The following is a 23,859-nucleotide window of genomic DNA, read 5'->3' on the forward strand; positions in this document are numbered from 1 at the left end:
CTCAGGCGGACAAGGCCAGGCGGTCCAGCAGCGCCAGCGTGGCCACGCTCTGGTTCATGGTGTAGAAGTGCAGACCCGGCACGCCTGCGTTGCGCAGTTGGTCGCACAGGTCGGTGACCACGTCCAGACCAAAGGCCTTGATCGACTCGATGTCGTCGCCATAGGACTGCAGCCGCAGTCGAATCCAGCGCGGGATCTCGGCGCCGCAGGCGTCCGAAAAGCGCATCAGCTGGGTCGAGCTGGTGATGGGCATGATGCCTGGCACCACCGGCACGTCCAGGCCCAGTCGGTAGGCGTCGTCGACAAAGCGGAAGTAGGCGTCGCTGTTGTAGAAGTACTGCGTGATGGCCGCGTCTGCACCGGCGCGCACCTTGGCGGCATAGGCCTGCAGGTCGGCTTCGGGCGAACGGGCCTGCGGATGCACCTCGGGGTAGGCAGCCACTTCGATGTGGAAGTCGCGGCCCGTTTCCGCGCGGATGAAGGCCACCAGATCGCTGGCGTACTGGAACTCGCCGCCCGCGCCATAGCCGCTGGGCAGGTCACCGCGCAAAGCCACCAGGCGCTTCACGCCCATGGCCTTGAGGGTGGCCAACTGCTCGCGCACCGAGTCGCGGGTCGCGCCGATGCAGGAGAAGTGCGAGGCGGCACTGAAGCCCTCGGCCAGGATCTCGCGCACGGTGCTGAAGGTGCCCTCTTGGGTCGAACCGCCCGCACCGTAGGTCACCGAGCAGAACTCGGGCGAGCGCTGGTACAGCGCCTGGCGCACGGTACGCAGCTTGGCCGCGCCTTCAGGCGTCTTGGGCGGGAAAAACTCAAAGCTGACCGGCAGACGGGTCGAAGCCGCGCCGGTGCTGGAACTGGATGAGCTCAGACTCATGCCGCTCTCCTTGCATGGATGAAAAATTCACGGTTGCCATCGCCACCGCTGATGGGGCTGTCAAACCAGTCCTGGACTTGCAAACCGAGTTCGGCGCAGGCCGCGCGCAAACGCGCTTCCACCACCGCGTACAGAGCCGGGTCGCGCACCACGCCCTTGCCCACTTGGCCAGGCTGCAGCTCGAACTGCGGCTTGACCAGCATCAGCAAGTCGCCGCCCAAGCCCAGCATGGGCATCAGCGCGGGCAACACCAGGGTCAACGAGATGAAAGACAAGTCGCCCGTGATGAGGTCGAACTGGCCATCAAAAGGCCCGCGCGGGCTTTCCAGCCCCTCGCATTCGGCCATCAGCTCCAACGTGGTCATGTTGCGCGCATTGAGCTGCTCAATGCAGGTCACGCGCTCGTCAAAGCGCAGGCGCTCATAGAGCTGGCCCTGGCCCACGTCCACACCCACCACATGGGCCGCGCCGGCCTGCAGCAGGCAGTCGGTGAAGCCGCCCGTGGATTGGCCCACGTCCAGGCACAGGCGCTCGGCCACGGACAAGCCGGTGTGGCGCAGCGCACCTTCCAGCTTCAGCCCGCCACGCGACACATAGCGTGCCTCGGCCGTGTCCACCAATTCGATCTGCGCGCTGTCAGGCAGCTCCTGGCCATTTTTGGCCACCGCCACCCAGGGTGAAGTCTCGCTGGGACGCCATTGCACCCCCGCTGCGATCAGGCGCGAGGCCTGAGAGCGGGAGACGGCCAAGCCGCGCTCCACCAACAACTGATCAGCTCGCATGGAACCCTTTGGAAAAAACGGGGAAAACGGGCCGGGGTCGCGTGGTGTGCGCCCGGCCCGACAGAGACAATGCGCCCCCTGGTGGGAGCGCGTCGGTCGCGGTGGGGCCAGCCCACCGAACGACCGCAGGAGCACCCCAAGAGGTGCTGGTGCCGCTCAATAGCGGTAGGTATCCGGCTTGTACGGGCCTTGCTTGGACACGCCAATGTAGGCGGCCTGCTCGTCGGTCAGCTCGGTCAGCATGGCGCCGACCTTCATCAGGTGCAGGCGCGCGACCTTTTCGTCCAGGTGCTTGGGCAGCACGTAGACCTGGCCGCTTTCGTAGGCGTCGCTGCGGGTGAACAACTCGATCTGCGCGATGGTCTGGTTGGCAAAGCTCGACGACATCACGAAGCTGGGGTGGCCGGTGCCGCAGCCCAGGTTCACCAGGCGGCCCTTGGCCAGCAGGATGATGCGCTTGCCGTCCGGGAAGATCACGTGGTCGACCTGGGGCTTGATTTCTTCCCACTGGTACTGTTCCAGCGTGGCGACCTGGATTTCGTTGTCGAAGTGACCGATGTTGCAGACGATGGCCTGGTCCTTCATGGCCAGCATGTGCTCGTGGCGGATCACGTCCTTGTTGCCGGTGGTGGTCACGAAGATGTCGGCCTTGTCGGCGGCGTACTCCATGGTCACGACCTTGTAGCCTTCCATGGCGGCTTGCAGGGCGTTGATCGGGTCGATTTCAGTCACCCACACTTGGGCCGACAGGGCACGCAGCGCCTGGGCCGAGCCCTTGCCCACGTCGCCGTAACCGGCCACGCAAGCCACCTTGCCGGCGATCATCACGTCGGTGGCGCGCTTGATGCCGTCCACCAGCGATTCGCGGCAGCCGTACAGGTTGTCGAACTTGCTCTTGGTGACCGAGTCGTTCACGTTGATGGCACGGAACATCAGCGAGCCCTTGGCCGACATTTCCTTCAGGCGGTGCACGCCCGTGGTGGTTTCTTCGGTCACGCCGATGATGTGGGCGCTCTTGCGGGTGTACCAGGTGGCGTCCACGGCAAGCTTGGCCTTGATGGCGGCAAACAGGATGCGCTCTTCGTCGCTGCCCGGGTTGGCCAGCACGGAGGCATCGGTTTCGGCTTGCTTGCCCAGGTGCATCAGCAAGGTCGCGTCGCCGCCGTCGTCCAGGATCATGTTCGGGCCTTCGCCTTCGGTGCCGGCGGCGCCGAAGTCAAAGATGCGGTGGGTGTAGTCCCAGTAGTCTTCCAGCGACTCGCCCTTGACCGCGAACACCGGGGTGCCGGCCGCAGCGATGGCGGCGGCAGCGTGGTCTTGGGTCGAAAAGATATTGCAAGAGGCCCAGCGCACTTGGGCGCCCAGGGCTTGCAGGGTTTCGATCAGCACGGCGGTCTGGATCGTCATGTGCAGCGAGCCGGTGATGCGGGCGCCCTTGAGCGGCTGCGTCGGGGCGAACTCGTCGCGGATGGCCATCAGACCGGGCATTTCGGTCTCGGCGATGCGGATTTCTTTGCGGCCCCAGGCGGCCAGACCGATGTCGGTGATGACACAGTCGGTGTTCACGGGGGTGTTGATGCGTGCATTCATGGTTTGCTCCAAAACGGATTTTGAAAAAACCACTTGCCGGGGCGAAAAAGCTCATCGCACGGAAAGTGGATGAGCGTCGTTGCGGGGTCTGTCCGAGCCTCACACCCCGCCTGATGGGGGTGCTGCAACGCTCCTCGGATCGCTCTATTTTATGCCATCTGTTGGCCAGCCCACACAAAGCCCCGGGCGCGGGCTCAGGTTAGCGCAAGCCAGCGCCCCCGGCGCAGGCTGAAAAAAGCACCCCGCTCGGGCCCGCTGCCGCCTGGCTTTAAAATCCCGCCCAGCGCCCAAGCCGCCCCTGGCCCGCTTGGGGCCTCCCACCCGGGACTGTCGCGCGCCCTGCGCGCCACCCAACTGCCCCCGAATGTCGCGCGCCGTCCCCGGCGCCACCACCAAAGCCTGCCCGTGTCCTACGCCAACGAAACCCGCCGCCGCCGCACTTTTGCGATCATTTCCCACCCGGACGCGGGTAAAACCACGCTGACCGAAAAGCTGCTGCTGTTCTCGGGCGCGATCCAGATCGCCGGCTCGGTGAAGGCCCGCAAAGCCAGCCGCCACGCCACCTCGGACTGGATGGAAATCGAAAAGCAGCGTGGCATTTCGGTGGCCTCGTCGGTGATGCAGATGCTGTACCGCGAGCACGTCATCAACCTGCTCGACACCCCGGGCCACAAGGACTTCTCGGAAGACACCTACCGCGTGCTGACCGCGGTGGACTCGGCCTTGATGGTGATCGACGCCGCCAACGGGGTGGAAGCCCAGACCCGCCGCCTGATCGAGGTGTGCCGCCAGCGCGACACGCCCATCCTCACCTTCGTCAACAAGATGGACCGGGAAGTGCGCGAACCGCTGGACATCCTCGACGAAGTGGAGCGCGAACTCGGCATGCCCTGCGTGCCCATGACCTGGCCCGTCGGCCAGGGCAAGAGCTTTGGCGGCATCATCAACCTGCGCACCCAGGCCATGACGGTGTTCGAGTCCGGCAGCGAGCGCCTGCCCCAGGACTTTGAAACCATCCCACTGAGCGAGCACGACACCCTGGTCAAGCGCTTTGGCGCCGAGTACGAATCCGCCCTCGAAGCCATGGAGCTGGCCACCGGCGCCTCGCCCGCCTACGACCACGAGGCCTTCCTGGCCGGCAAGCAAACCCCGGTGTTCTTTGGCTCGGGGGTGAACAACTTCGGGGTCATGGAAGTGCTGGATGCGCTGGTCGACCTGGCCCCGCCGCCGCAGTCGCGCAAGAGCACCGTGCTGGTCAACCGCCAGCCCGTCGAAAAGGAAATCCAGCCCGAAGACGGCGCCTTCTCGGGCGTGGTGTTCAAGGTGCAGGCCAACATGGACCCCTCGCACCGCGACCGCATCGCCTTCGTGCGCATGGCCTCGGGCAAGTACACACCGGGCATGAAGCTGCGCGTGCAACGCACTGGCAAAGAGCTGCGCCCCACCTCGGTGGTGACCTTCCTGTCGCAGCGCCGCGAAGCGGTGGACGAGGCCTATGCCGGCGACATCATTGGTTTCACCACCCACGGCGGCGTGCAACTGGGTGACACCATCACCGATGGCGCCAGCCTGCAGTTCACCGGCCTGCCCTTCTTTGCGCCCGAACTCTTCATGACCGTGATCCTGAAGAACCCGCTGCGCACCAAACAGTTGCAGCAAGGCCTGGCCCAGCTGGGCGAGGAAGGTGCGATCCAGGTCTTCAAGCCCGACATGGGCGGCGCCATGCTGCTGGGGGCCGTGGGCCAGCTGCAGTTTGAAGTGGTTCAGCACCGCCTGAAGGCCGAGTACGACGCCGATGTGCGCCTGGAAAGCAGCCAGTACACCGGCGCACGCTGGATCACCGCCGACACCCCGGCCGAGCTGAAAGCCTTCACCGACGCCTACCCGCTGCGCCTGGCGCACGACGCGGCCGACACCCTGGCCTACCTGTGCACCTCGCCGTACGACGTGCGCCTGGCCCAGGAACGCTTCCCGAAGATCCACTTCCACCCGCTGCGCGAGCACGCGGGCCTGGCGCTGCAGACAGCGGGCTGAGCCGTCTGGGCCACAAGGTCTCGGCTGACGCTTGTGGCACCATATGGGATTGTGCAAAAAAACACACTAAAACGGTCGGAGTCCTGCAAAAGCAGCACCCGACGGTTTCCGCGCCTTGCCGTGGGAGGAACATTCGGCGGCCGTCTTCAGCCCTGACGGGCCGCGGCGCGTGGCCACTCCCCAAAAGTTGGCGCGGCATGAAACTTGCCGACTTCGCCTCAACAGCCACTTCAATCTACCGCTGCCATGACGTTCAACCCGACTGCCACCCCCCTGACTTGCCGCGTTGCGGTCGTTCTGCCCTGCTACAACGAAGCATTGGCCATCCCTCAGGTGCTGGCCGAGTTCAAGGCGTGCTTGCCAGAGGCCGAGGTCTACGTCTTTGACAACAATTCCAGCGACAACACCGGCGAGATCGCCCGCCAACTGGGCGCCACGGTCATCCCCGTGGCCTTGCGTGGCAAGGGCAATGTGGTGCGCCGGATGTTTGCCGATGTGGACGCTGACATTTACGTGATGGTCGACGGCGACGCCACCTACGACGTCACCCACTTGCGCGAGCACATCCGCCTGCTGCAAGAGCGCCGCCTGGACATGGTCGTGGGCTGCCGCAAGGACGACGGCAAAGACCCCCAAACCTACCGCCCGGGCCACCGCCTGGGCAACCTGATGCTGACCGGCTCGGTCAGCTGGATTTTTGGTGGCGGCTTCACCGACATGCTGTCGGGCTACCGCGTGTTCTCGCGCCGCTACGCCAAGTCCTTCCCGGCCATGTCGCAAGGCTTTGAAACAGAAACCGAACTCACCGTGCACGCGCTCGAACTGCGCATGCCCTATGCCGAGGTCGACATCGTTTACCGCGCCCGCCCCGAGGGCTCGACCAGCAAGCTGTCGACCCTGCGCGATGGCTGGCGCATCCTCAAGACCATCCTGAAGCTCTTCATCAGCGAGCGCCCGCTGGCCTTCTTCGGCCTGCTGGCCGCCTTTTTGGCTTTGGTTTCGCTCGGCATCACCGCCCCGCTGGCCTGGACCTACCTGCAAACCGGCCTGGTGCCACGCCTGCCCACCGCCGTGATGGCCACCGGCATCATGATGTGCGCGGCCTTGTCCCTGGTGTGCGGTGCGATTTTGCACACCGTGACCATTGGCCGGCGTGAAGTCAAACAACTGACCTACCTGGGCATTCCCCTGATCCGATCATGAGCCGGCAGGTCTCCCGACAGTTCCTGTTCTTCTGCGTGGCCGGTGTCATCGGCCTGGTGGTGGACACGGCCGTGCTCTATGCGCTGGCCCCCTGGCTTGGCTGGTACGTGGCGCGGGTGGTGTCCTTCCTCAGCGCCGCCACGGCGACTTGGTACCTGAACCGGCGCTTTGCGTTTGCCCAGGCGGCGGACGCCAGTGCCGAGCCCTTGTGGCGTCAGTACACCAAGTACCTGCTGTCCATGACCGTGGGGGGCTTGGTGAACTACGCGGTCTATGTCGCCACCCTGCACTGGCTGCACTTTGACGGCGCCGCCCTGCTGGGCGTGGCCCTGGGCAGCGTGGGTGGCCTGGGCTTCAACTTCGTGAGTGCGCGCTACCTGGTGTTCAAGGCCCAGCAGCGCTCCGAGGTGGCGCCCTGACCCCCGCGGTGCCCGCGGGCACCGCGCAGCGCTTGCCGGGGGCGTGACCGCCCCCTTCAGCTCCCATACTTCTGCCCAAAGAGGGTTCCTGCATGCCCCCATCCCCCTCCACCCCTTCAGCTTACTGGCGCATCCTGATCGGCCTGCTGGTGGTCTACGGCGCCTGGCTGCTGGCCATGTGGCCTGGCGCCCTGGGCGAAGACAGCCTGGCGATCTTGCTGGAAGTTCAAACCGCAGGCGAGTTCCAGGCCGGCAAACCGGCGTTTTGGTTTTACTTCGTCAACACCCTGTATGCGAGCACGGGCCGGGTGGAGGCGCCCATCGCCTTCCAGTTGCTGCTGACGGCGCTGGTCTTTGCACGCGTGCTGGCCTGGTGCCGGCAACAGGGCCAGCGCTGGGTGTTCTGGGGCCTGCTGGTGCTGGTCTGCCTGGCGCCCCACATGGTGTTTCACGCTGGGCTGCTGTACACCGACGGGCCTTTCTCTGTCGCCGCGGCCGGCCTGCTGTTTGAGCTGTGGTGCGCCTGCCGCGCCGGCAGGCTCAGCCGTTCGGGCCTGGCCATGGTGGCCCTGACCCTGCCTTTTGCCGTGCTGGCACGCAGCAACGGGATTGTCTTTTTGCTCAGCCTGGTCGTGGCAGTCTGGTGTTTGCGCGGCCGCTCCCGCCAGGCCCTGGTGGCCCTGGGCCTGGCCTGCGTGGCGCTGGGTGGGGTCACGGAGTGGATGCACAAGGGCCGCTCCCACGGGGTGATGTTCCCCCTGGCCCTGTATGAAACGATCAACTTCATGCAGCCGCGCCCGATGGGCCTGAGCCCGCTGGAGTCGCGGGTGTCGGCCGAGACCTTGAAGGTGCTGGACCGCTACGCGCCGCGCGAGCAACTGCTGGCTTTTTATGACCGCGACTACTGGGACCCCCTGGTCTACCGTGCTGGCGGCCCCGACCTGTTCCGCGTCAGCACCGAAGACCGCGCCACGCTGGTCAACGAGTTCTTCCGCTACAACCTGTGGCACAACCTGCCCGCGTTCATGAGCAGCCGGGTCAATCTCTTTCTGGTGTCCGCCCTGGCGCAAGGGGGCATGGGTTCGCCGCTCTACAGCGAGAGCGTGCTCAAACGCATCAAGAGCCAATCCGAATACCGGCCCTTTGGGCTCGACGGCCTGAGCGCCTTCTTTGACCGCCTGTACCAGCACAGCCTGGACTGGCGCGCGCTGCTCTGGTCCCCTCTGGTGGGCATCTTGCTGGTGGGCTGGATGTGCCTCCAGGGCTGGCGGGAGCGACGCGTCCTGTGGCTGATGGTGGCGGGCCCCTATGCGCTGCAGATCGCGGCCATTTTCTTGTTTTCCATCGCTGGCGAATACCGCTACTGGCTGCCCCTGTTTGTGTTCCCGCTGGTGGCCTGGCCCATGCTGCGTGAGGCCCAAACTGCGCGCTTGGCTCAGGCCGTTCCTGCCACGCCCCCCGTGCCTTCCCCCGTGCCCGCCCCCGTGGCACCAAGGGCGCCGGCGGCACCACCGCCCCCCCCGCCAGCCCAGGCAGGGCCAGACCACCCCCAGGCCCCTGCCGCAGAACACTTTGCGGCCATCGACAGCCTGCGCGCCCTCGCGGCCGGGCTGGTGTTTTTCTACCACTTCTATGCACTGAGCCCCGGCCCCACGCTCGAGCTCTTCCAGTACCTGCCCGTGGTCGCCATGGGCTGGATCGGGGTGGACCTGTTCCTGCTGATCAGTGGCTTTGTGATCACCCGCTCGGGCCTGTCCCAGCAAACCCTCAGCAAGCCTTCGGCGCGGCGCCACTTCATCGTTCGGCGCCTGGCACGCATTGTTCCGCTCTACCTGCTGACCAGCGTGGTCTGGTTGGTCGGGGTCGATGCCTCGGCCCTGCAACAAGGGGCGGCCATGACGGCCTGGCAGGTGTTCAGCCACCTGACCTTCCTGCACAACTTGCTGCCCAACAGCCACGGCTCCATCAATGGCCCGACCTGGTCGATCGCCCTGGAGATGCAGTTCTATGTCCTGGTGCTGCTGACGCTGCGCTATGCGTACCGGCTGCGGGTCTGGCAACTGCTGGTGGTCCTGCTCGGCACGGCCTGGGCCTTCAAGGGCTTGGTGGCGCTGGTCCTGGCGCAGGCGCAGAACGCCGATCAACTGAAGGTCATCTACACCGGGGAATTGCCGGGCACCTTGGATGAGTTCGGCATTGGCATCTGCCTCGCTTTGGGCTTGTACCGCCAATGGCCGCTGCTGAAGAGGCTGACCGCCCCCGGCTGGCGCAACACCCTGATGTGGCTGGCGCTTTTCGCGCTCGCGTTCCATGCCTGCGCCCAGGTCATGGCCAGCCACGCCGACTACTGGCACCACATCGGCATGGTGGTGTTCTGGAAGACTGGCCTGGTCGCCGCTTTTGGCTGCCTCTTGCTGGCGGCCCTGTCCCTGCCCAAGCCGGCCAACACCTTGCTCAAGCCGCTGAATTACCTGGGGCAGGTCAGCTACGGCATTTACCTGTGGCACATGCCCGTGCTCAAGGTCTGGCTGCAGGCGGGGCAACTGCAGGGCTACCCGCTGCTGGCTGCGGTGCTGCTGTGCACCCTGGTCCTGGCCATTCTGAGTTGGCACCTGATCGAACAGCCTCTGCTCAAGCGCATTCCCCAATGGGCCTGGGTCCAGCGTTGGTGCCAGGCGGGCCAGCCGGTGGCGGATGCCCCGGCCCGCAGCCCAGGCCGTGTCGACACGGCACCGGCGCCGGCGCCTGCCGCGGCCTCCAGCGGCGCTTCGGCCTGGCTGGCGGGGCGCTTCAAGCCCGGCGCCACGGGTGAAGCCACGGCCCACCCGCTGCGCTCGCCCTGGCTGGCCCTGGCCTTGGTCGTGTTCTGGGTCGGTGTGCTGCGCCAGGTGGACTTGCCGGGCATTTACATGGACGGCGTGAACCCAGACTACCTGGCCGTGCGTGTGCTGAACCCTGAGCTGAACAACCCCGCCTGGGTGCTGCCCTTCTGGGGCATCCCCTTCCTGGGCGGGCTCTACCACGGGCTGCAAAACGCCTATGTCGGCGTGCCGGTGTTCTGGCTGATGGGCACCACGGTCATCGCGCTGCGTGTGGCCCAGGCCCTGTTTGGCGCGGCCATCGTGGTGGGCTTGTTTGCCGTCACCGAGCGCGCCACCCGCAGCCGCGTGCTGGCGGGCCTGGCGGCCGTGGCGCTGGCGGCCGACGTGGCCTTCCTGGCCTCGTTCCGCACCCAAAACTACATCATCCTGGGCGGACTGGCCTGGTTCATGTTCGCCATCTGGCCGCTGAGCAACCCCGAGCGCGTGCCGCTGAGCCGGCGCACCTGGCTGCTGTCGGGCGTGGCCTCCGGTCTGGCGGTGTACGGCTACTTTGTGCTGGGCTTCTTCATGCCCGCGGTGGTGCTGGGGGTCTGGCTGGCAGCCCGCCCGGGCCGGCGCTGGTCCGCCCTGTTCACCTGGGGATTCGGCGCCGCCCTGGGCCTGCTGCCCTATGTGCTGGGCTACCTGTCGATGGCCATCGCCGTGGGCGGCTGGACCGCCATGCTCGACCTGTTGCGCCAACTGACCACCAGCCTGGCGCCTTTCTCATCGAAGCTGAGCCTGCAGGAGACCCTGCAGCACGCCCTGTCCCTGCTCGATCTGGGCCTGGGCAACGGCGGCAATGAGCAAATGATCTTCGGCCAGCAAATCGGGGCCGGTCCCTGGGTGCAGGTCAAGCTCTGGCTGTTCCGCGCCCTGCCCCTGCTGCTGTTCGTGCTGCTCTACATGCGGGTCCGAGCCGGGCAAGCCGGCAACCGCCGTGGCAGCCTGATCCTGCTCCTGCTGCCCTTGAGCTACCTGGCCGTCAGCTGCTTGTTCGGCACCCGGCTGTGGGCCCACCACTACTCGGTGCTCACCCCCTTTCTGTACCTGATGCTGGCCTTGCTGGCCTACCACCTGGGCCGCATCTTCTGCCAAGGCTGGACTGGCCAGCCCCACAAGCGCTGGCAGCGCGCGCTCGTGCTGAGCCTGGGCTTGGGCTTGCTGGCCGGTAACCTGAGCCAGCAACAACGCTTCTTCGACACCTTGCAAATCAGCGGTGGCACCGGGCGCATGACCAATGCCTTGAACCAGCTGGCCCAGGACGCCCTGAACCAGCCCAAGGACACGCTCTACCTGCTGCCGGACTGGGGCTTCTTCATGCCCTTTGCCTACCTGACGGGCAACCGCGTGCCCTTCCGGCTGGAGACCAACCCGCAGATGGTGCAGTCGGTGCCCAAGCACTACCCCAAGCTCAGCCTGGCCTTCTGGCAGGCCAAAGACACCGAGCGCTTCCAGGCCGAGTTGCGTGCCCTGGGCGTGCAGGACGCTCAATTGCGCACCTACTACCGGCTGGATGGCGCGCCCGCGTTCTACCTGCTGACGGGCACCCGATGAGCACCGCCCGCCCCAGCTTGCAAGCCCTGTCGGCCCTGCCACAGGCGGCCCTGCGCTCGCTGCGCGGGGTGTTCACCGACATCGACGACACCCTGACCACCGACGGGGCCATCACCGCCGACGCGCTGAACGCCCTCGGCGCTCTGCGCGCCAGTGGCTTGTCGGTGATCGCCATCACCGGCCGACCCGTGGGCTGGAGCGAGCCCTTCGCCAGCCTTTGGCCGGTCGACGCCATCGTGGCTGAAAACGGTGCCGTGGCCCTGCTGACCGGCCCCGAAGGCCAGCTCAACAAGCGCTACCAAGCCGACGAATCCACCCGGGCCCAGCAGTACCATGACCTGCAGCGCGTGCTGGCCAAGGTCGAGGCCGAGGTGCCCGGCGCGCGGCGCGCCACCGACTCGGCCGGGCGCGAAACCGACATCGCCATCGACCACAGCGAATTCACCCACTTGCCGCCCGAGGCCATCGCCCATGCGGTGCAGATCATGCGGGCCGAGGGGCTGAACGCCACGGTCAGCAGCATCCACATCAATGGCTGGTACGGCGCGCACAACAAGCTCGAAGGCGCGCGCTGGATCGTGCGCGGGTTGTTCGATCGCGACCTGGACCTGGAGCCGGGCCACTGGCTGTATGTCGGGGACTCGACCAACGACCAACTGATGTTCGAGCACTTTGAGCTCAGCGTCGGCGTGGCCAATGTGCAGCGCTTTGTGCCGCAGTTGCAGCACCTGCCGCGCTACATCACCCGGTCCGAGCGCGGGGCCGGCTTTGCCGAAGTGGCCCAGGCCATTCTGAGCGCCCGCGCTTTGGGCTGAGGTACGCCGGGCGGGGGCCTGAGGAGCCCAGCACCCCACGTCAAGGCGGGCTGTCTACCTCGGTCTCCAGATGGGCATCGCAGCCACTGCCCGCCGAAATCCAACGCCGAGCCAAGCGCGACAGCAGCGGCGCCAGCCGTTGCAGCCCTGACGGCACAAAGCGCTGCGGCTCGGCCACCACGCCGCAGCGGTAGCGGCGGGCCTCGGCCTCCCATTGCAAAGCGCGGCACGCCCCGGTGCGGCGCCGTGACACCCACATGCCCAGCGGACAGGGCTCGGCCAGGCAGCACAGGCCGCAGCCATTGCAGGGCGTGCCAAAGGCCGGCAGCGGCGGCGCTTCGGCATGGATCTCGATGACGCGGCGCTCTATCATGGCGCCCAGCGCAAGGGGGAGGGAGACAGTTCCATGCGGCCATCATGCCAGCGCGGAACCGGCCCCCACCCTCGCGCACCTCAAGCCCCTGCCCGCCCTCCCCGCCTTCACCCCGCCACCCACCCCATGACCGAATGGCTGTTTGTCCTGAAACTTCACGGTTCACTGCTCGTCTTGCTCCTCGCCCTGTGGGGCTGGGGCTGGGGCCTGTGGCGTGGGGTGTTGCGCCTGCCCCAACCCCTGGCCGGGCTGCAGGCCGGGCTGTGCGCCAGTGCCGGCATGGGCGTCGCCGTGCTGGCCTTGCAGGTCTTGGCGGTCAGCGGTTGGCTGCGCCCTGGCCCCGTGTCAGCCCTGCTGCTGATGGGCCTGGGGCTGGCGGCGTGGAGCCTGGCGGCGGCCTGGCGCCAAGGCGGCCTGCCCCGCTGGCAACGCCCCCCCAACCTGGCCGCCAGCGCCTTGCGCTTGGGGCTTGTGTTGGCCGCCCTGTACCCGACCTGGCTGGCCCCTTTGACGGCGCCCACCGCCTTCGACGAGCTGCTCTACCACCTGCCCCATGCACGCGAATGGGCGCAGAGCGGCCAGCTCAGCGTCAACACCTGGCTGCGCTACCCCTGGTTCCCGTACAACGTCGAACTGCTGTTTGCGGCGGCCCTGCAAATGCAGGGCGAACTGATGGTGCACCTGGTCCACGCCCTGGCCGGCTGGCTGTGCACTTGGCTGGTCTACCAACTGGGCCTGCGGTATGCCAGCCCCTGGACCGCCTGCCTGGCCAGCGTGTTCTGGCTGCAACTCAGCGCCCCCTGGTTCGGCACCGCCTACATTGACCTGGCGCTGACCCTGTTTGTGCTGAGCGCCAGCGTCGCCACCCTGCTGTGGCTGGAAACCCAGGCCCGCGGCTGGCTGCTGCTGGCTTGCGCCATGCTGGGCCTGGCCGTGGGCAGCAAGTACCAGGCCCTGGGCTACCTGCCGCTGTTTGTGGCGGTCTGGGCCTGGCGCGAGCGCCGCCCCAGCCGCATCGCCCAAGGCGCCCTGGCCTTTGCACTGCCTTGCGGCTACTGGTACCTGCGCAATGCGCTGCTCACCGGTGACCCAGTCACCCCCCTGGGCGGGCCCTGGTTCGGCTTTCATGACTGGAACGCCTGGGACTACGAAGCCCAGTTCAAAGACCTGAAGCGTGTCGCCAATTGGCCCCACCCCCTCTTGTGGCCAGCCCTGGCGGCGCTGGCCTGGCCCGCCCTGTGGCGCGCCCAGGCCGGGCGCTGGGCCCTGGGCCTGGGTGTCTATGCCACGCTGCTGTGGTGGGCCACCTCGCACTACGACCGCTACCTGATGCCCGTGTTCCCGGTGCTGGCCTTGTTGTCGGCCACCGTGCTGGTGCAGGGCCTGGCTGGCTGGGCCCAGCGCTGGCCCGGGGCCGCCCGCCCGGGCACGGCAGCGGGGTCGAGGCGCGCGGTTCGGCCCTGGGTGCTGGGCCTGCTGGGCTTGAGCGCGCTGGGTCTGATGGGGGCCAGTGCCTGGAACCGGGGTGAACGCTACCGCCCGCACATCGCTGTCCAGCCGGGGGGCCCTCCGGGCTACTTGGCCCAGCGGGTGCAGGCCTATGAGCTGCTGAGCCGGCTGCGCCAGCGCGAGGGCCTGAGGGCGTACCAGTTCGCCCTGGAGGGCAGCCTGTACTACGCCCCGCCCCACACCCGGGGCGAGATCTTCGGTCCCTGGCGCAACCACGATTACTACGGCCTGCCAGCGGCCGAACTGGCGCAGCGCTTGCACCAGCAGGGCTTCAACACCGTGCTGATGCGACGCGACGTGGCCGAGGCTTTTGGCCGCGACCCGGCCTTCAGCCGCTTTTTTGAATTGCTCGACCAGGACAAGGACGCACAAGCCTTCAGCCTGGGTCCCCCGCCCTGAACTGAGCCCGGCTCACTGGGGCTTGTTCAAGCCCAGCTTGTCGATCAAGACCTTCTCACGCGCCGAGGTGTCCTGGGCAAACTTCAGGTACTGGGCGCTGTCCATGTAGTTGGGCAGCATGTCGTAGCGGGCCAGGGCCTGCACGTAGGACGGCTCTTCCATGGCCTTCTTGAAGGCATCGTGCAGGCGCTTGACCACCTCGGCGGGCGTGCCCTTGGGGGCCGCAATGCCAAAGGGCGAGTTCTGCACCAGGTCCAGGCCCAACTCCTTGAGCGTGGGCGCATCGGGGAACTTGGCCAGGCGCTGATCGCCCCAGGTGTTGAGCACGCGCAGCTTGCCGGCTTCGACCTGCGGGGCAAAGCCAGTCGAATCGGCCGCCGCCATGACGTGGCCACCAACCACAGCCTGCATCAGGTCGGCGCTGCCCTTGTAGGGCACATGGGTCAGCTCGATGCCCAGTTTGTTGGCCACCAACTCCATGGTCAGGTGGGGGCTGGTCAAGGTGCCGGTGGAGCCGAAGGTCAGCTTGCCAGGGTTGGCCCGGGCGTAGGCGACAAAGTCGTTCCAGTTCTTGATCGGGCTGTCCGAACGCACCACCAGGCCAAAGGCATAGCCCGTGACGTTCAGCACGTAGCTGAGGTCCTTGAGCGGGTCCCAGGTCATCTTGGTGGTGTAAGGCATGCGGAACACGCCCAGCGGAATCTGCGCCAAGGTGTAGCCGTCGGCCGGCGCGCTTTGCAGGCCTTGGGCCGGCAGGGTACCGCCGGCGCCAGGCTTGTTCTCCACGATCACGGACTGACCCAGGATCTTGGAGGCGTTCTCGGCCAGGCTGCGCATGGTGATGTCGGTGGGACCGCCCGCCGGAAAGGCAATCACCAACTTGATGGGCTTGCTCGGAAAGGCCTGGGCGCGGGCGCCCAGCGCGGTACCGGCCAGCGAAGCGGTGGCGAGTTGGATCAGTTGTCGTCTTTGCACGGGGGGTCTCCTGGAATGCGGTGGCTCGCGCAGGCCCAAGCCTGCGGCAATGAAGCCCCCGGGTATACCGCCAGGGCAACGCCCCCCCTGTCACCTGTGCGCCAAGCCCTACAAGGGCCTGGGCTTTTGGCTCAGGCCAGACCGCGCGCCAGCACCGGGGCCAGCGCGCGCCCGGTGTGGGTGCCGCGCTGCACCAGGCCTTCGGGCGTGGTGGCGGCCACGATGCGACCGCCGTCCTTGCCGCCTTCAGGCCCCAGGTCAATGACCCAGTCGGCCTCGGCCATCACGTCCAGGTCGTGCTCGATCACCACCACGCTGTGGCCGCCGTTGACCAGGCGGTGCAGCACATGGATGAGCTTCTCGACATCGGCCATGTGCAACCCCACGGTGGGCTCGTCGAGCACATACAGGGTGTGCGGCGCCTTGTTGCCGCGCCGGGTGACGTCGTCGCGCACCTTGCTGAGCTCGGTCACCAGCTTGATGCGCTGTGCCTCGCCGCCGCTCAGCGTGGGCGAAGGCTGGCCCAGGGTGAGGTAGCCCAAACCCACGTCCTTGAGCAGCTGCAGCGGGTGGCTGATGTGGGGCATGGAGGCGAAGAAATCGACCGCCTCATCCACCTCCATCTGCAACACATCGCCAATGCTCTTGCCACGCCAGGTGACGGCCAGGGTCTCGGGGTTGAAACGCGCGCCGTGGCAGGTCTCGCAAGGCACTTTCACATCGGGCAGGAAGCTCATCTCGATGGTGCGCACGCCCGCGCCTTCGCAGGCCGGGCAACGGCCTTCGCCCGTGTTGAAGGAGAAGCGCCCCGCCGCGTAGCCGCGCGCCTTGGCCTCCAGCGTCTCGGCGAACAGCTTGCGGATGGTGTCCCAGAAGCCGATGTAGGTCGCCGGGCAGCTGCGCGGCGTCTTGCCGATGGGGGTCTGGTCCACTTCCAGCACGCGGTCCACCGACTCGTAGCCGGTCACGCCGCTGCAGCCCACGCGGGGCGGCAGGCGGCCTTCGGCCAGCGCGGTGCGCCCGGCCTGGGTGCTGCGCAAGGCCACCAGGGCCTGGACATTGGCCAGCAGCACATCGCGCGCCAGCGTGGACTTGCCCGAACCGGACACCCCGGTCACCGCCACCAGGCGCTTGAGCGGCACCTGCACCGTGACGTTGGCCAGGTTGTGCAACTGGGCGCCGGTGACGCTGAGCCACTGCCCGCCCTCGGGCTCGGACAGCACGGGCCGGCGCGGCGCCAGCGGGTGACGCATGGCGTCGCGCAGGTAGCGGCCGGTGACCGACTCGGCGCAAGCGCCAATCTGCTCGGCCGTGCCCTGGGCCACCAGGCGGCCCCCGCGCTTGCCAGCGCTGGGGCCGATGTCGATGATGTGGTCGGCGTGGCGGATGGTGTCCTCGTCGTGCTCCACCACCACCAGGGTGTTGCCCTTGTCGCTGAGGCTTTGCAAGGCCTTGAGCAGGATCTGGTTGTCGCGCGGGTGCAGTCCGATGGTGGGCTCGTCGAGCACGTAGCAAACACCTTGCAGGTTGCTGCCCAGCTGGGCGGCCAGGCGGATGCGTTGTGCCTCACCGCCACTGAGCGTGGGCGCACCGCGGTCCAGCGTCAGGTAGCCCAGGCCCACTTCGTCGAGGAAGTCGAGCCGGCTCTTGATTTCAGGGATCAGGTCGCGGGCGATGTCGCGCTCACGCTGGCTGAGTTCGTCCACCAGGGACAGCGACTCCACCCACTGCCGCACCTCCAGCACCGACAGGCGCGCGGTGTCCGTGATGCCGACACGGGCGAACTTGACCGCCCGCGCCACCGCGTTGAGCCGGGTGCCTTCGCAGCTGGGGCAGGCCTCGTCGACCAGGTCTTCCACCTCGGGCTCGGCAAAGGTTTGCTCGCGGCCTTTGTGGTCGTCGTCACGCACCGAGTCATCGAGCGCCTTGCGCTGCTCTTTGCTCAGGCGCACGCCCGTGCCCACGCAGTCGGGGCACCAGCCGTGCTTGCTGTTGTAGCTGAACAGGCGCGGGTCGAGCTCGGCGTAGCTGGTGCTGCACACCGGGCAGGCGCGCTTGGTGCTGTACTGGGTCAGGCGGCCGATGGCGGCGGTGGAGCGACCTTCTTCGATCGCTTGCTGCAAGCCGTCCAGCTCGCTGAGCACATGCAGCACGCCCTTGCCCTGGTCCAGCGCCGTGGCCAGGCCGCTGCGCAGCAAGGCCTCGTTGTCGGGCCGCACCCACAGGCTGAGCACGGGCAGCTCAATGGTGTGTTCCTTGAAGCGGTCGATGCGCGGGAAGCCCGTGGTGGGCAGGAACTGGCCGTCCACCCGCAAGTGGGTGTAGCCGCGCGGACGCGCCCAGTCGGCCAGCTCGGTGTAGACGCCCTTGCGGTTGATCACCAGGGGCGCCAGCAAACCGATGTGCTGGTCCCGGAAGTTCTTCATCAGCTGGGCCACGATGCTGTCCAGCGTCTGCGGCTGCACCGCCGCGCCGTCGTGCACGCAATGCTGCACGCCCAGCTTGACGTAGAGCAGGCGCAGGAAGTGCCACACCTCGGTGGTGGTGCCGACGGTGGACTTGCGCCCGCCGCGCGACAGGCGCTGCTCGATGGCCACCGTGGGCGGGATGCCATAGACCGCGTCGACCTCGGGCCGGCCCGCCGGCTGCACGATGCTGCGCGCATAGGCGTTCAGGCTTTCGAGGTAGCGGCGCTGGCCCTCGTTGAACAGGATGTCAAAGGCCAGCGTCGACTTGCCCGAGCCGCTGACGCCCGTGACCACGCTGAACTTGCCGCGGGGGATGTCCACCGACAGGCCTTTGAGGTTGTGCTCGCGCGCATTGACGATCTGGATCGCATCGGCCCCGTGCGCGGGCGCCTGGCGCTTGGCACGGATCAGGGTCTGCAGCGGCACGCCTTCGGCCACCGCGTGGGCGCCCAAGCCCATGCTGCGGTCGTACTCGCGCAAGGCCTGGCCGGTGTGCGAGCTGGGGTGGGCGCGCACGTCATCGGGGGTGCCTTCGGCCACGATCAGGCCGCCGCCGTCACCGCCTTCGGGGCCCAGGTCGATCAGCCAGTCGCTGGCCCGGATCACGTCGAGGTTGTGCTCGATCACCAGCAGCGAATGCCCGGCCTCCAGCAACTTGCGCAACGCGCGCATCAGCTTGGCGATGTCGTCAAAGTGCAGACCGGTGGTGGGTTCGTCGAACAGGAACAGCGTGCCTTTGCGCGCCACCGGCTGGCGGCTGCTGCTGCCGTTCTTGGCCGCCTCGGCCAGGAAGCCCGCGAGCTTGAGGCGCTGCGCCTCGCCGCCCGACAGCGTGGGCACGGGCTGGCCCAGCTTGACGTACTCCAGGCCCACGTCCACGATGGGCTGCAGCGCGCGCAGCACCTCGCGGTCGCCTGCGAACAATGCCACGGCCTCGCTGACGGTCAGGTTCAGCACCCCGGCCACGCTGAGGCTGCGGCCACCGCGCTCGACCTGGACCTCCAGGATCTCGGGCCGGTAGCGCTGGCCGTCGCAGTCCTGGCAGCGCAGGTAGACGTCGGACAGGAACTGCATCTCCACATGCTCAAAGCCCGAGCCGCCGCAGGTGGGGCAGCGCCCGTCGCCGCTGTTGAAGCTGAACTTGCTGGCGGTGTAGCAGCGCTCGCGCGCCAGCGGCGCGGTGGCGAAGATTTCACGCAGGGCGTCCCAGGCCCCGACATAGCTGACGGGGTTGGAGCGCGCGGTCTTGCCAATCGGCGACTGGTCGACAAACACCACCTCGCTGAGGTGGTCGGCGCCCAGCAGGCGGTCGTGCAGGCCCGGGGTTTCGGTGGCCTTGCCAAAGTGGCGCAGCAGGGCCGGCGCCAGCACGTCCTGGATCAGCGAGGACTTGCCCGAGCCGGACACCCCGGTCACACAGACCAGGCGTTGCAAGGGGATGTCGACCGAGATGTTCTTCAGGTTGTGCTCGCGCGCGCCTTCCAGGATGAGGCGCGGCGTGTTGTCCGTGACCAGGCGCTGGAAGCCCAGGCTGACCTGCTTGCGCGCGCCCAGGTACTGGCCGGTCAGGGTGTCGGCACGGCGCAAATCGTCGGTGCTGCCGTCGAAGACGATTTCGCCGCCGCGCTCGCCCGGGCCGGGGCCCATGTCGATCATGCGGTCGGCCGCCAGCATGACGGCCGGGTCGTGCTCCACCACCACCAGGGTGTTGCCCGCGTCACGCAGGCGGTGCATGGCCTCAGTGATGCGGTTCATGTCGCGCGGGTGCAGGCCGATGCTGGGCTCGTCCAGCACGAACAAGGTGTTCACCAGCGAGGTGCCCAGCGCGGTGGTCAGGTTGATGCGCTGCACCTCGCCGCCCGACAGGGTGCGGCTTTGCCGGTCCAGCGTCAGGTAGCCAATGCCCACGTCGCACAGGTAGCGCAGTCGGGTGGTGATTTCTTCGTACAGCAGCTTCAGGGCCTGGATCTCACCGTCCGCACCGGTGCCGGCCTGCGGCAGGTGCAGGGCATCAAAAAAGCGGCGCAACCGGTCCAGCGGCAAGAGCATCAGGTCGTGCAGGCACAGCCCTGGCAGGGCCTCCAATTGGTCGCGGCGCCAGCCCACGCCCGCCGGCATGAAGCGCTGGCCCGGGGCCAGCACGGCGTCGGCCGCCTCGCGCGAGCCCAGGCGCCAGAGCAGGCTCTCGGTCTTCAGGCGCGCGCCGGCGCAGGTGCCGCACGGGGTGTAGCTGCGGTACTTGGACAGCAGCACCCGGATGTGCATCTTGTAGCTCTTGGTCTCCAGGTACTCGAAGAAGCGCTTGACGCCGTACCAGTGCTGGTTCCATTTGCCGTTCCAGTTGGGCGAGCCCTGGATCACCCAGTGCTGCTGTTCGGGGGTGAGCTTGTACCAGGGCGTGTCGCGCGGGATGCCCGCCGCCTCGGCGTGGCGCATCAGGTCGTCCTGGCACTCGGCCCAGGCCGGCGTCTGCATGGGCTTGATGGCACCGGCCCGCAAGGTCAGCTTGTCGTTGGGGATGACCAGGCCGTAGTCGACGCCGATCACGCGGCCAAAACCCCGGCAGACCTCGCAAGCGCCCACCGCCGAATTGAAGGAAAAGGCCGAAGGAATCGGCTCGCTGTAGCGCTGGTCGCTGTCCGGGCAGTGCAGGCCGGTCGAGAAGCGCCACAGTTCAGGCGCTTCCTCGCCCTGGGTCGCATAGACATTCAAGCGCCCGCTGCCGCGCTTGAGGGCTGTTTCGATGGCTTCAATGACGCGCACCTTCTCCGCTGTGCCGACGCGAAAACGGTCGGCCACCACGTCCAGCACCTTGCGCGGGCCGGTGGGCGTGGCCACTTCGCGCTCGGCCTGCACCCGGGTGAAACCGCTGGCCAGCAGCCATTGCTCGACCTCCTCGGCGCTGGTGCTGGCGGGCAGCTCGACCGGGAAGGTCAGCACCAGGCGCGGCTCCTGGCCGTCCACGGCCTGGGCCTGGGCCCGTGCCAGCAGCTGGGTGTAGATGGTTTCGGGCGAATCGTGGCGCACCGGCTGCGCGGTCTGCTGGTCAAACAGCTGGGCGGCGCGCGCGAACAGGAGCTTCAGGTGGTCGTTCAGCTCGGTCATCGTGCCCACGGTGGAGCGCGAGCTGCGCACCGGGTTGGTCTGGTCGATGGCGATCGCGGGTGGCACGCCCTCGACCCGGTCCACGGCGGGCTTGTCCATGCGGTCCAGGAACTGGCGCGCGTAGGCGGAGAAGGTCTCCACATAGCGGCGCTGGCCTTCGGCATACAAGGTGTCGAACACCAGGCTGGATTTGCCGGATCCGCTGGGCCCGGTGACCACGGTCAGTTCACCCGTGCGGATGTCCAGATCGAGGTTCTTCAGGTTGTGCTGGCGGGCGCCGCGGATTTTGATGAGTCCCTGGGTCATGTCGTGCTCGATTCGGGTGAAGGCCAAACATTTTAGGCAGGGGTGGCGCCGACCCTTGGGGCCCAGGTCAATGCCCTTGGATTCGACTCAGCGGACACAAAAAAGCCCCGGCACCCTGGTGGGGGCCGGGGCCGGTCGGGCCAGGCTGGGCTTACTTGGCGGGCGCAGCGGGGGCGGCCGCCGGGGCCTCGGCAGGAGCGGGTGCCGCTGCCGGGGCTGGCGCAGCCGCAGGAGCGGCGGGGGCGGCGGGCGCCGGCTCGGGCGCGTGGGTGTCGGCGCCGTGCTTCTCGCCCCCCATGTCCAGGCTGTCACCGCCCTTCATGATCACGAACATGGCGACGGCAGCGAAGGCGATGAACGCCACAAGAATTTTCCACATGATTGAATCTCCAACTCGGTCTTCTTCTTGAACAGACTGGCCACCGGCGACATACCCGTGGCGCCATTCAAGCCAGCCGCCGGACAAGGGCCAGCGGCTCGCTTGAATGGCGGGTGGACTGACCACCCACCTGGGGGCCGAACCGCGGGGCAGTTCGGCCGGGCTCAGACTCAGTCGCCGGCGTAGATGTCGACGTCCTTGGTTTCACGCACGAAGATCAGGCCAATGACCAGGGTGACCGCAGCGATCACGATCGGGTACCAGAGGCCGTAGTACATGTTGCCGTTCTGCGCCACCATGGCAAAGCTGATGGTGGGCAGCAAGCCGCCAAACCAGCCGTTGCCGATGTGGTACGGCAAGCTCATGGAGGTGTAGCGGATGCGGGTCGGGAACAGCTCGACCAGCATGGCGGCGATCGGGCCGTACACCATGGTCACGTAGATCACCAGCACCGTCAGGATGGCAATGATGGCGAGCTTGTCGACCTTGGCCGGGTCGGCCTTGCTGGGGTAGCCCGCGGCCTTGAGGGCTTCGGACACATCCTTCTTGAAGGCGGCGATGGCCTTGACGCTGTCTTCGTCGAACTTGTAGTTCACGACCTTGCCCACCGGGGCGGTGATTTCCTTGTCACCAATCTTCACCTTGGCCGGGCCAGGGGCTGCCGCGACTTGGTTGTCGTAGCTGACCGAGTTCTGGGCCAGGAATCGCTTGGCGATGTCGCAGGACTTGTAGAAGTCGATTTCACGCGCCACCGGGTTGCCCTGGAAGGAGCAGTCATCGGCAGCAGCGCTCACCACGATCTGGTTCTTCACTTGCGCCGCGGCCAGGTCCGGGTTGGCGGCATTGGTCAAGGCCTTGAACAGCGGGAAGTACGTCACCACGGCCAGCAGCATGCCCGCCAAGATGATGGGTTTGCGACCGATGCGGTCCGACAGCGCGCCAAAGACCACAAAGAAGGGCGTACCAATCAGCAGGGCCACGGCCACCAGGATGTTGGCGGTGGCGCCATCGACCTTCAGCACGCTGGTCAGGAAGAACAGCGCATAGAACTGGCCGGTGTACCACACCACGGCTTGACCAGCGACCAGACCGAACAGGGCCAGGATCACGACCTTCAGGTTCTTCCATTGGCCGAAAGCTTCGGTCAGCGGGGCCTTGGAGGTCTTGCCTTCGGCCTTCATCTTCTTGAAGGCAGGCGATTCATTCATCGAGAGGCGGATGAACACCGAGATGCCCAGCAGCAGGATGGACACCAGGAAAGGCACGCGCCAGCCCCAATCGGCGAACGCGGCTTCACCGATCACGGTGCGGGTGCCCAGGATCACCATCAGCGACAGGAACAGGCCCAGGGTGGCGGTGGTCTGGATCCAGGCCGTGTAGGCACCGCGCTGGCCGTGCGGGGCGTGCTCGGCCACGTAGGTGGCCGCACCGCCGTACTCGCCGCCGAGCGCCAGGCCTTGCAGCATGCGCAGTGCGATCAAGATGATGGGCGCGGCCACGCCGATGGTGGCGTAGGACGGCAGCACCCCGACGATGAAGGTCGACAAGCCCATCAGCAAGATGGTCACCAGGAAGGTGTACTTGCGCCCGATCATGTCGCCGAGTCGGCCGAACACCAGCGCACCGAAGGGGCGCACGATGAAGCCCGCCGCGAACGCCAGCAGGGCGAAGATGAACGCCGCACTCGGGTCCAGGCCCGAGAAAAATTGCTTGGCAATGATCGCCGCCAGCGATCCATACAGATAGAAGTCGTACCACTCGAATACGGTGCCGAGCGAGGAAGCGAAGATGACCTTCTTTTCTTCCGCCGTCATGGGCCTGGGTGCAGCTGCCATGGTTGTCTCCATTTGGGTTTGTTGTTCGACACCTAACGCCTAGTGTCGGAATCAAATGTCAAAAAATTCGCTGACCGTTCCCTGACAAATTCGGCAGAAAAAAGGCCGTTCAGGCGGTAAATCGACCGTCTCAGTGTTTGTACCGATAGGGCTTTCTCTAGGCCCCTGATTTGCCTGGATTTACAAATTGACAAACATCAAGAACCCCCTTGAAAACCGCATGGATACTGGGTTTCAAGAAGTCAAAAGGACTCTTGACTGAGATTCCTTATCCCTAACTTACGTAAGGACTTGGTCAGCCCCCCTGCCCACAATCGACCCGCCAAGACAGCCCTCACCGGCTGTCCCTGACATCCGATCCACCCACTGGAG

At 66.8% G+C, this 23,859-nt stretch carries 14 protein-coding genes and 1 riboswitch; of the genes, 6 read left to right on the forward strand and 8 right to left on the reverse strand.

Annotated elements, in window-relative coordinates; genetic code table 11:
* Nucleotide 1: 1 nt before the first annotated feature.
* The 3 genes from metF to ahcY form a co-directional block, all read right to left on the reverse strand.
* Nucleotides 2-877, reverse strand: coding sequence for a methylenetetrahydrofolate reductase [NAD(P)H] (metF, locus tag PSQ39_RS20270; protein WP_273929265.1), 876 nt, complete (start codon nucleotides 875-877; stop codon nucleotides 2-4).
* On the reverse strand, nucleotides 874-1,659 hold the full coding sequence (locus PSQ39_RS20275) for a TlyA family RNA methyltransferase (protein WP_273929266.1): 786 nt from the start codon (nucleotides 1,657-1,659) through the stop codon (nucleotides 874-876). Before PSQ39_RS20275 ends, metF begins: the two co-directional genes overlap by 4 nt.
* 156 nt (nucleotides 1,660-1,815) lie before the next feature.
* Nucleotides 1,816-3,249 (reverse strand): adenosylhomocysteinase, encoded by a 1,434-nt coding sequence (ahcY, locus tag PSQ39_RS20280; protein ID WP_273929268.1) that lies wholly within the window; start codon nucleotides 3,247-3,249, stop codon nucleotides 1,816-1,818.
* Between the two features lie 64 nt (nucleotides 3,250-3,313).
* Nucleotides 3,314-3,391: riboswitch (S-adenosyl-L-homocysteine riboswitch) on the reverse strand.
* Nucleotides 3,392-3,654: 263 nt separating this feature from the next.
* On the opposite strand from ahcY, the gene PSQ39_RS20285 reads away from it, so the two are divergent.
* The 5 genes from PSQ39_RS20285 (at nucleotide 3,655) to PSQ39_RS20305 (ending at nucleotide 12,138) form a co-directional block, all read left to right on the forward strand.
* On the forward strand, nucleotides 3,655-5,283 hold the full coding sequence (locus tag PSQ39_RS20285; RefSeq protein ID WP_273929270.1) for a peptide chain release factor 3: 1,629 nt from the start codon (nucleotides 3,655-3,657) through the stop codon (nucleotides 5,281-5,283).
* A 246-nt stretch (nucleotides 5,284-5,529) separates the two neighbouring features.
* Nucleotides 5,530-6,486: a glycosyltransferase family 2 protein gene (locus PSQ39_RS20290; RefSeq protein ID WP_273929272.1), complete on the forward strand. Its 957-nt coding sequence runs from the start codon at nucleotides 5,530-5,532 to the stop codon at nucleotides 6,484-6,486.
* On the forward strand, nucleotides 6,483-6,905 hold the full coding sequence (locus PSQ39_RS20295) for a GtrA family protein (protein ID WP_273929273.1): 423 nt from the start codon (nucleotides 6,483-6,485) through the stop codon (nucleotides 6,903-6,905). Before PSQ39_RS20290 ends, PSQ39_RS20295 begins: the two co-directional genes overlap by 4 nt.
* Nucleotides 6,906-6,997: 92 nt before the next feature.
* The gene (locus PSQ39_RS20300) at nucleotides 6,998-11,323 is read left to right on the forward strand and encodes an acyltransferase family protein (RefSeq protein WP_273929275.1); all 4,326 of its coding nucleotides are present in this window, start codon (nucleotides 6,998-7,000) and stop codon (nucleotides 11,321-11,323) included.
* Nucleotides 11,320-12,138: an HAD-IIB family hydrolase gene (locus PSQ39_RS20305; protein ID WP_273929277.1), complete on the forward strand. Its 819-nt coding sequence runs from the start codon at nucleotides 11,320-11,322 to the stop codon at nucleotides 12,136-12,138. Before PSQ39_RS20300 ends, PSQ39_RS20305 begins: the two co-directional genes overlap by 4 nt.
* 40 nt (nucleotides 12,139-12,178) lie before the next feature.
* Here the strand turns inward: PSQ39_RS20305 and PSQ39_RS20310 are convergent, their stop codons facing one another.
* Nucleotides 12,179-12,511: a hypothetical protein gene (locus tag PSQ39_RS20310; protein ID WP_273929279.1), complete on the reverse strand. Its 333-nt coding sequence runs from the start codon at nucleotides 12,509-12,511 to the stop codon at nucleotides 12,179-12,181.
* A 174-nt stretch (nucleotides 12,512-12,685) separates the two neighbouring features.
* Here PSQ39_RS20310 and PSQ39_RS20315 point away from each other — a divergent pair, with 174 nt between their 5' ends.
* Complete coding sequence (locus PSQ39_RS20315) at nucleotides 12,686-14,419, forward strand: ArnT family glycosyltransferase (RefSeq protein WP_273929280.1); 1,734 nt, start codon at nucleotides 12,686-12,688, stop codon at nucleotides 14,417-14,419.
* A 12-nt stretch (nucleotides 14,420-14,431) separates the two neighbouring features.
* On the opposite strand, the gene PSQ39_RS20320 is transcribed toward PSQ39_RS20315, so the two are convergent.
* The 4 genes from PSQ39_RS20320 to PSQ39_RS20335 all read right to left on the reverse strand — a co-directional run bounded on the left by PSQ39_RS20320 (nucleotide 14,432) and on the right by PSQ39_RS20335 (nucleotide 23,487).
* The gene (locus PSQ39_RS20320) at nucleotides 14,432-15,394 is read right to left on the reverse strand and encodes a Bug family tripartite tricarboxylate transporter substrate binding protein (protein WP_273929282.1); all 963 of its coding nucleotides are present in this window, start codon (nucleotides 15,392-15,394) and stop codon (nucleotides 14,432-14,434) included.
* A 131-nt stretch (nucleotides 15,395-15,525) separates the two neighbouring features.
* Nucleotides 15,526-21,273, reverse strand: coding sequence for an excinuclease ABC subunit UvrA (gene uvrA, locus PSQ39_RS20325; RefSeq protein ID WP_273929284.1), 5,748 nt, complete (start codon nucleotides 21,271-21,273; stop codon nucleotides 15,526-15,528).
* A gap of 151 nt (nucleotides 21,274-21,424) precedes the next feature.
* On the reverse strand, nucleotides 21,425-21,652 hold the full coding sequence (locus tag PSQ39_RS20330) for a hypothetical protein (RefSeq protein WP_273929286.1): 228 nt from the start codon (nucleotides 21,650-21,652) through the stop codon (nucleotides 21,425-21,427).
* Nucleotides 21,653-21,822: 170 nt separating this feature from the next.
* A complete protein-coding gene (locus PSQ39_RS20335) occupies nucleotides 21,823-23,487 on the reverse strand; it encodes an MFS transporter (RefSeq protein WP_273929288.1) in 1,665 nt (554 codons plus the stop codon).
* Nucleotides 23,488-23,859: the final 372 nt, after the last annotated feature.

Source organism: Curvibacter microcysteis, assembly GCF_028649455.1.
Taxonomy (GTDB): domain Bacteria; phylum Pseudomonadota; class Gammaproteobacteria; order Burkholderiales; family Burkholderiaceae_C; genus Curvibacter; species Curvibacter microcysteis.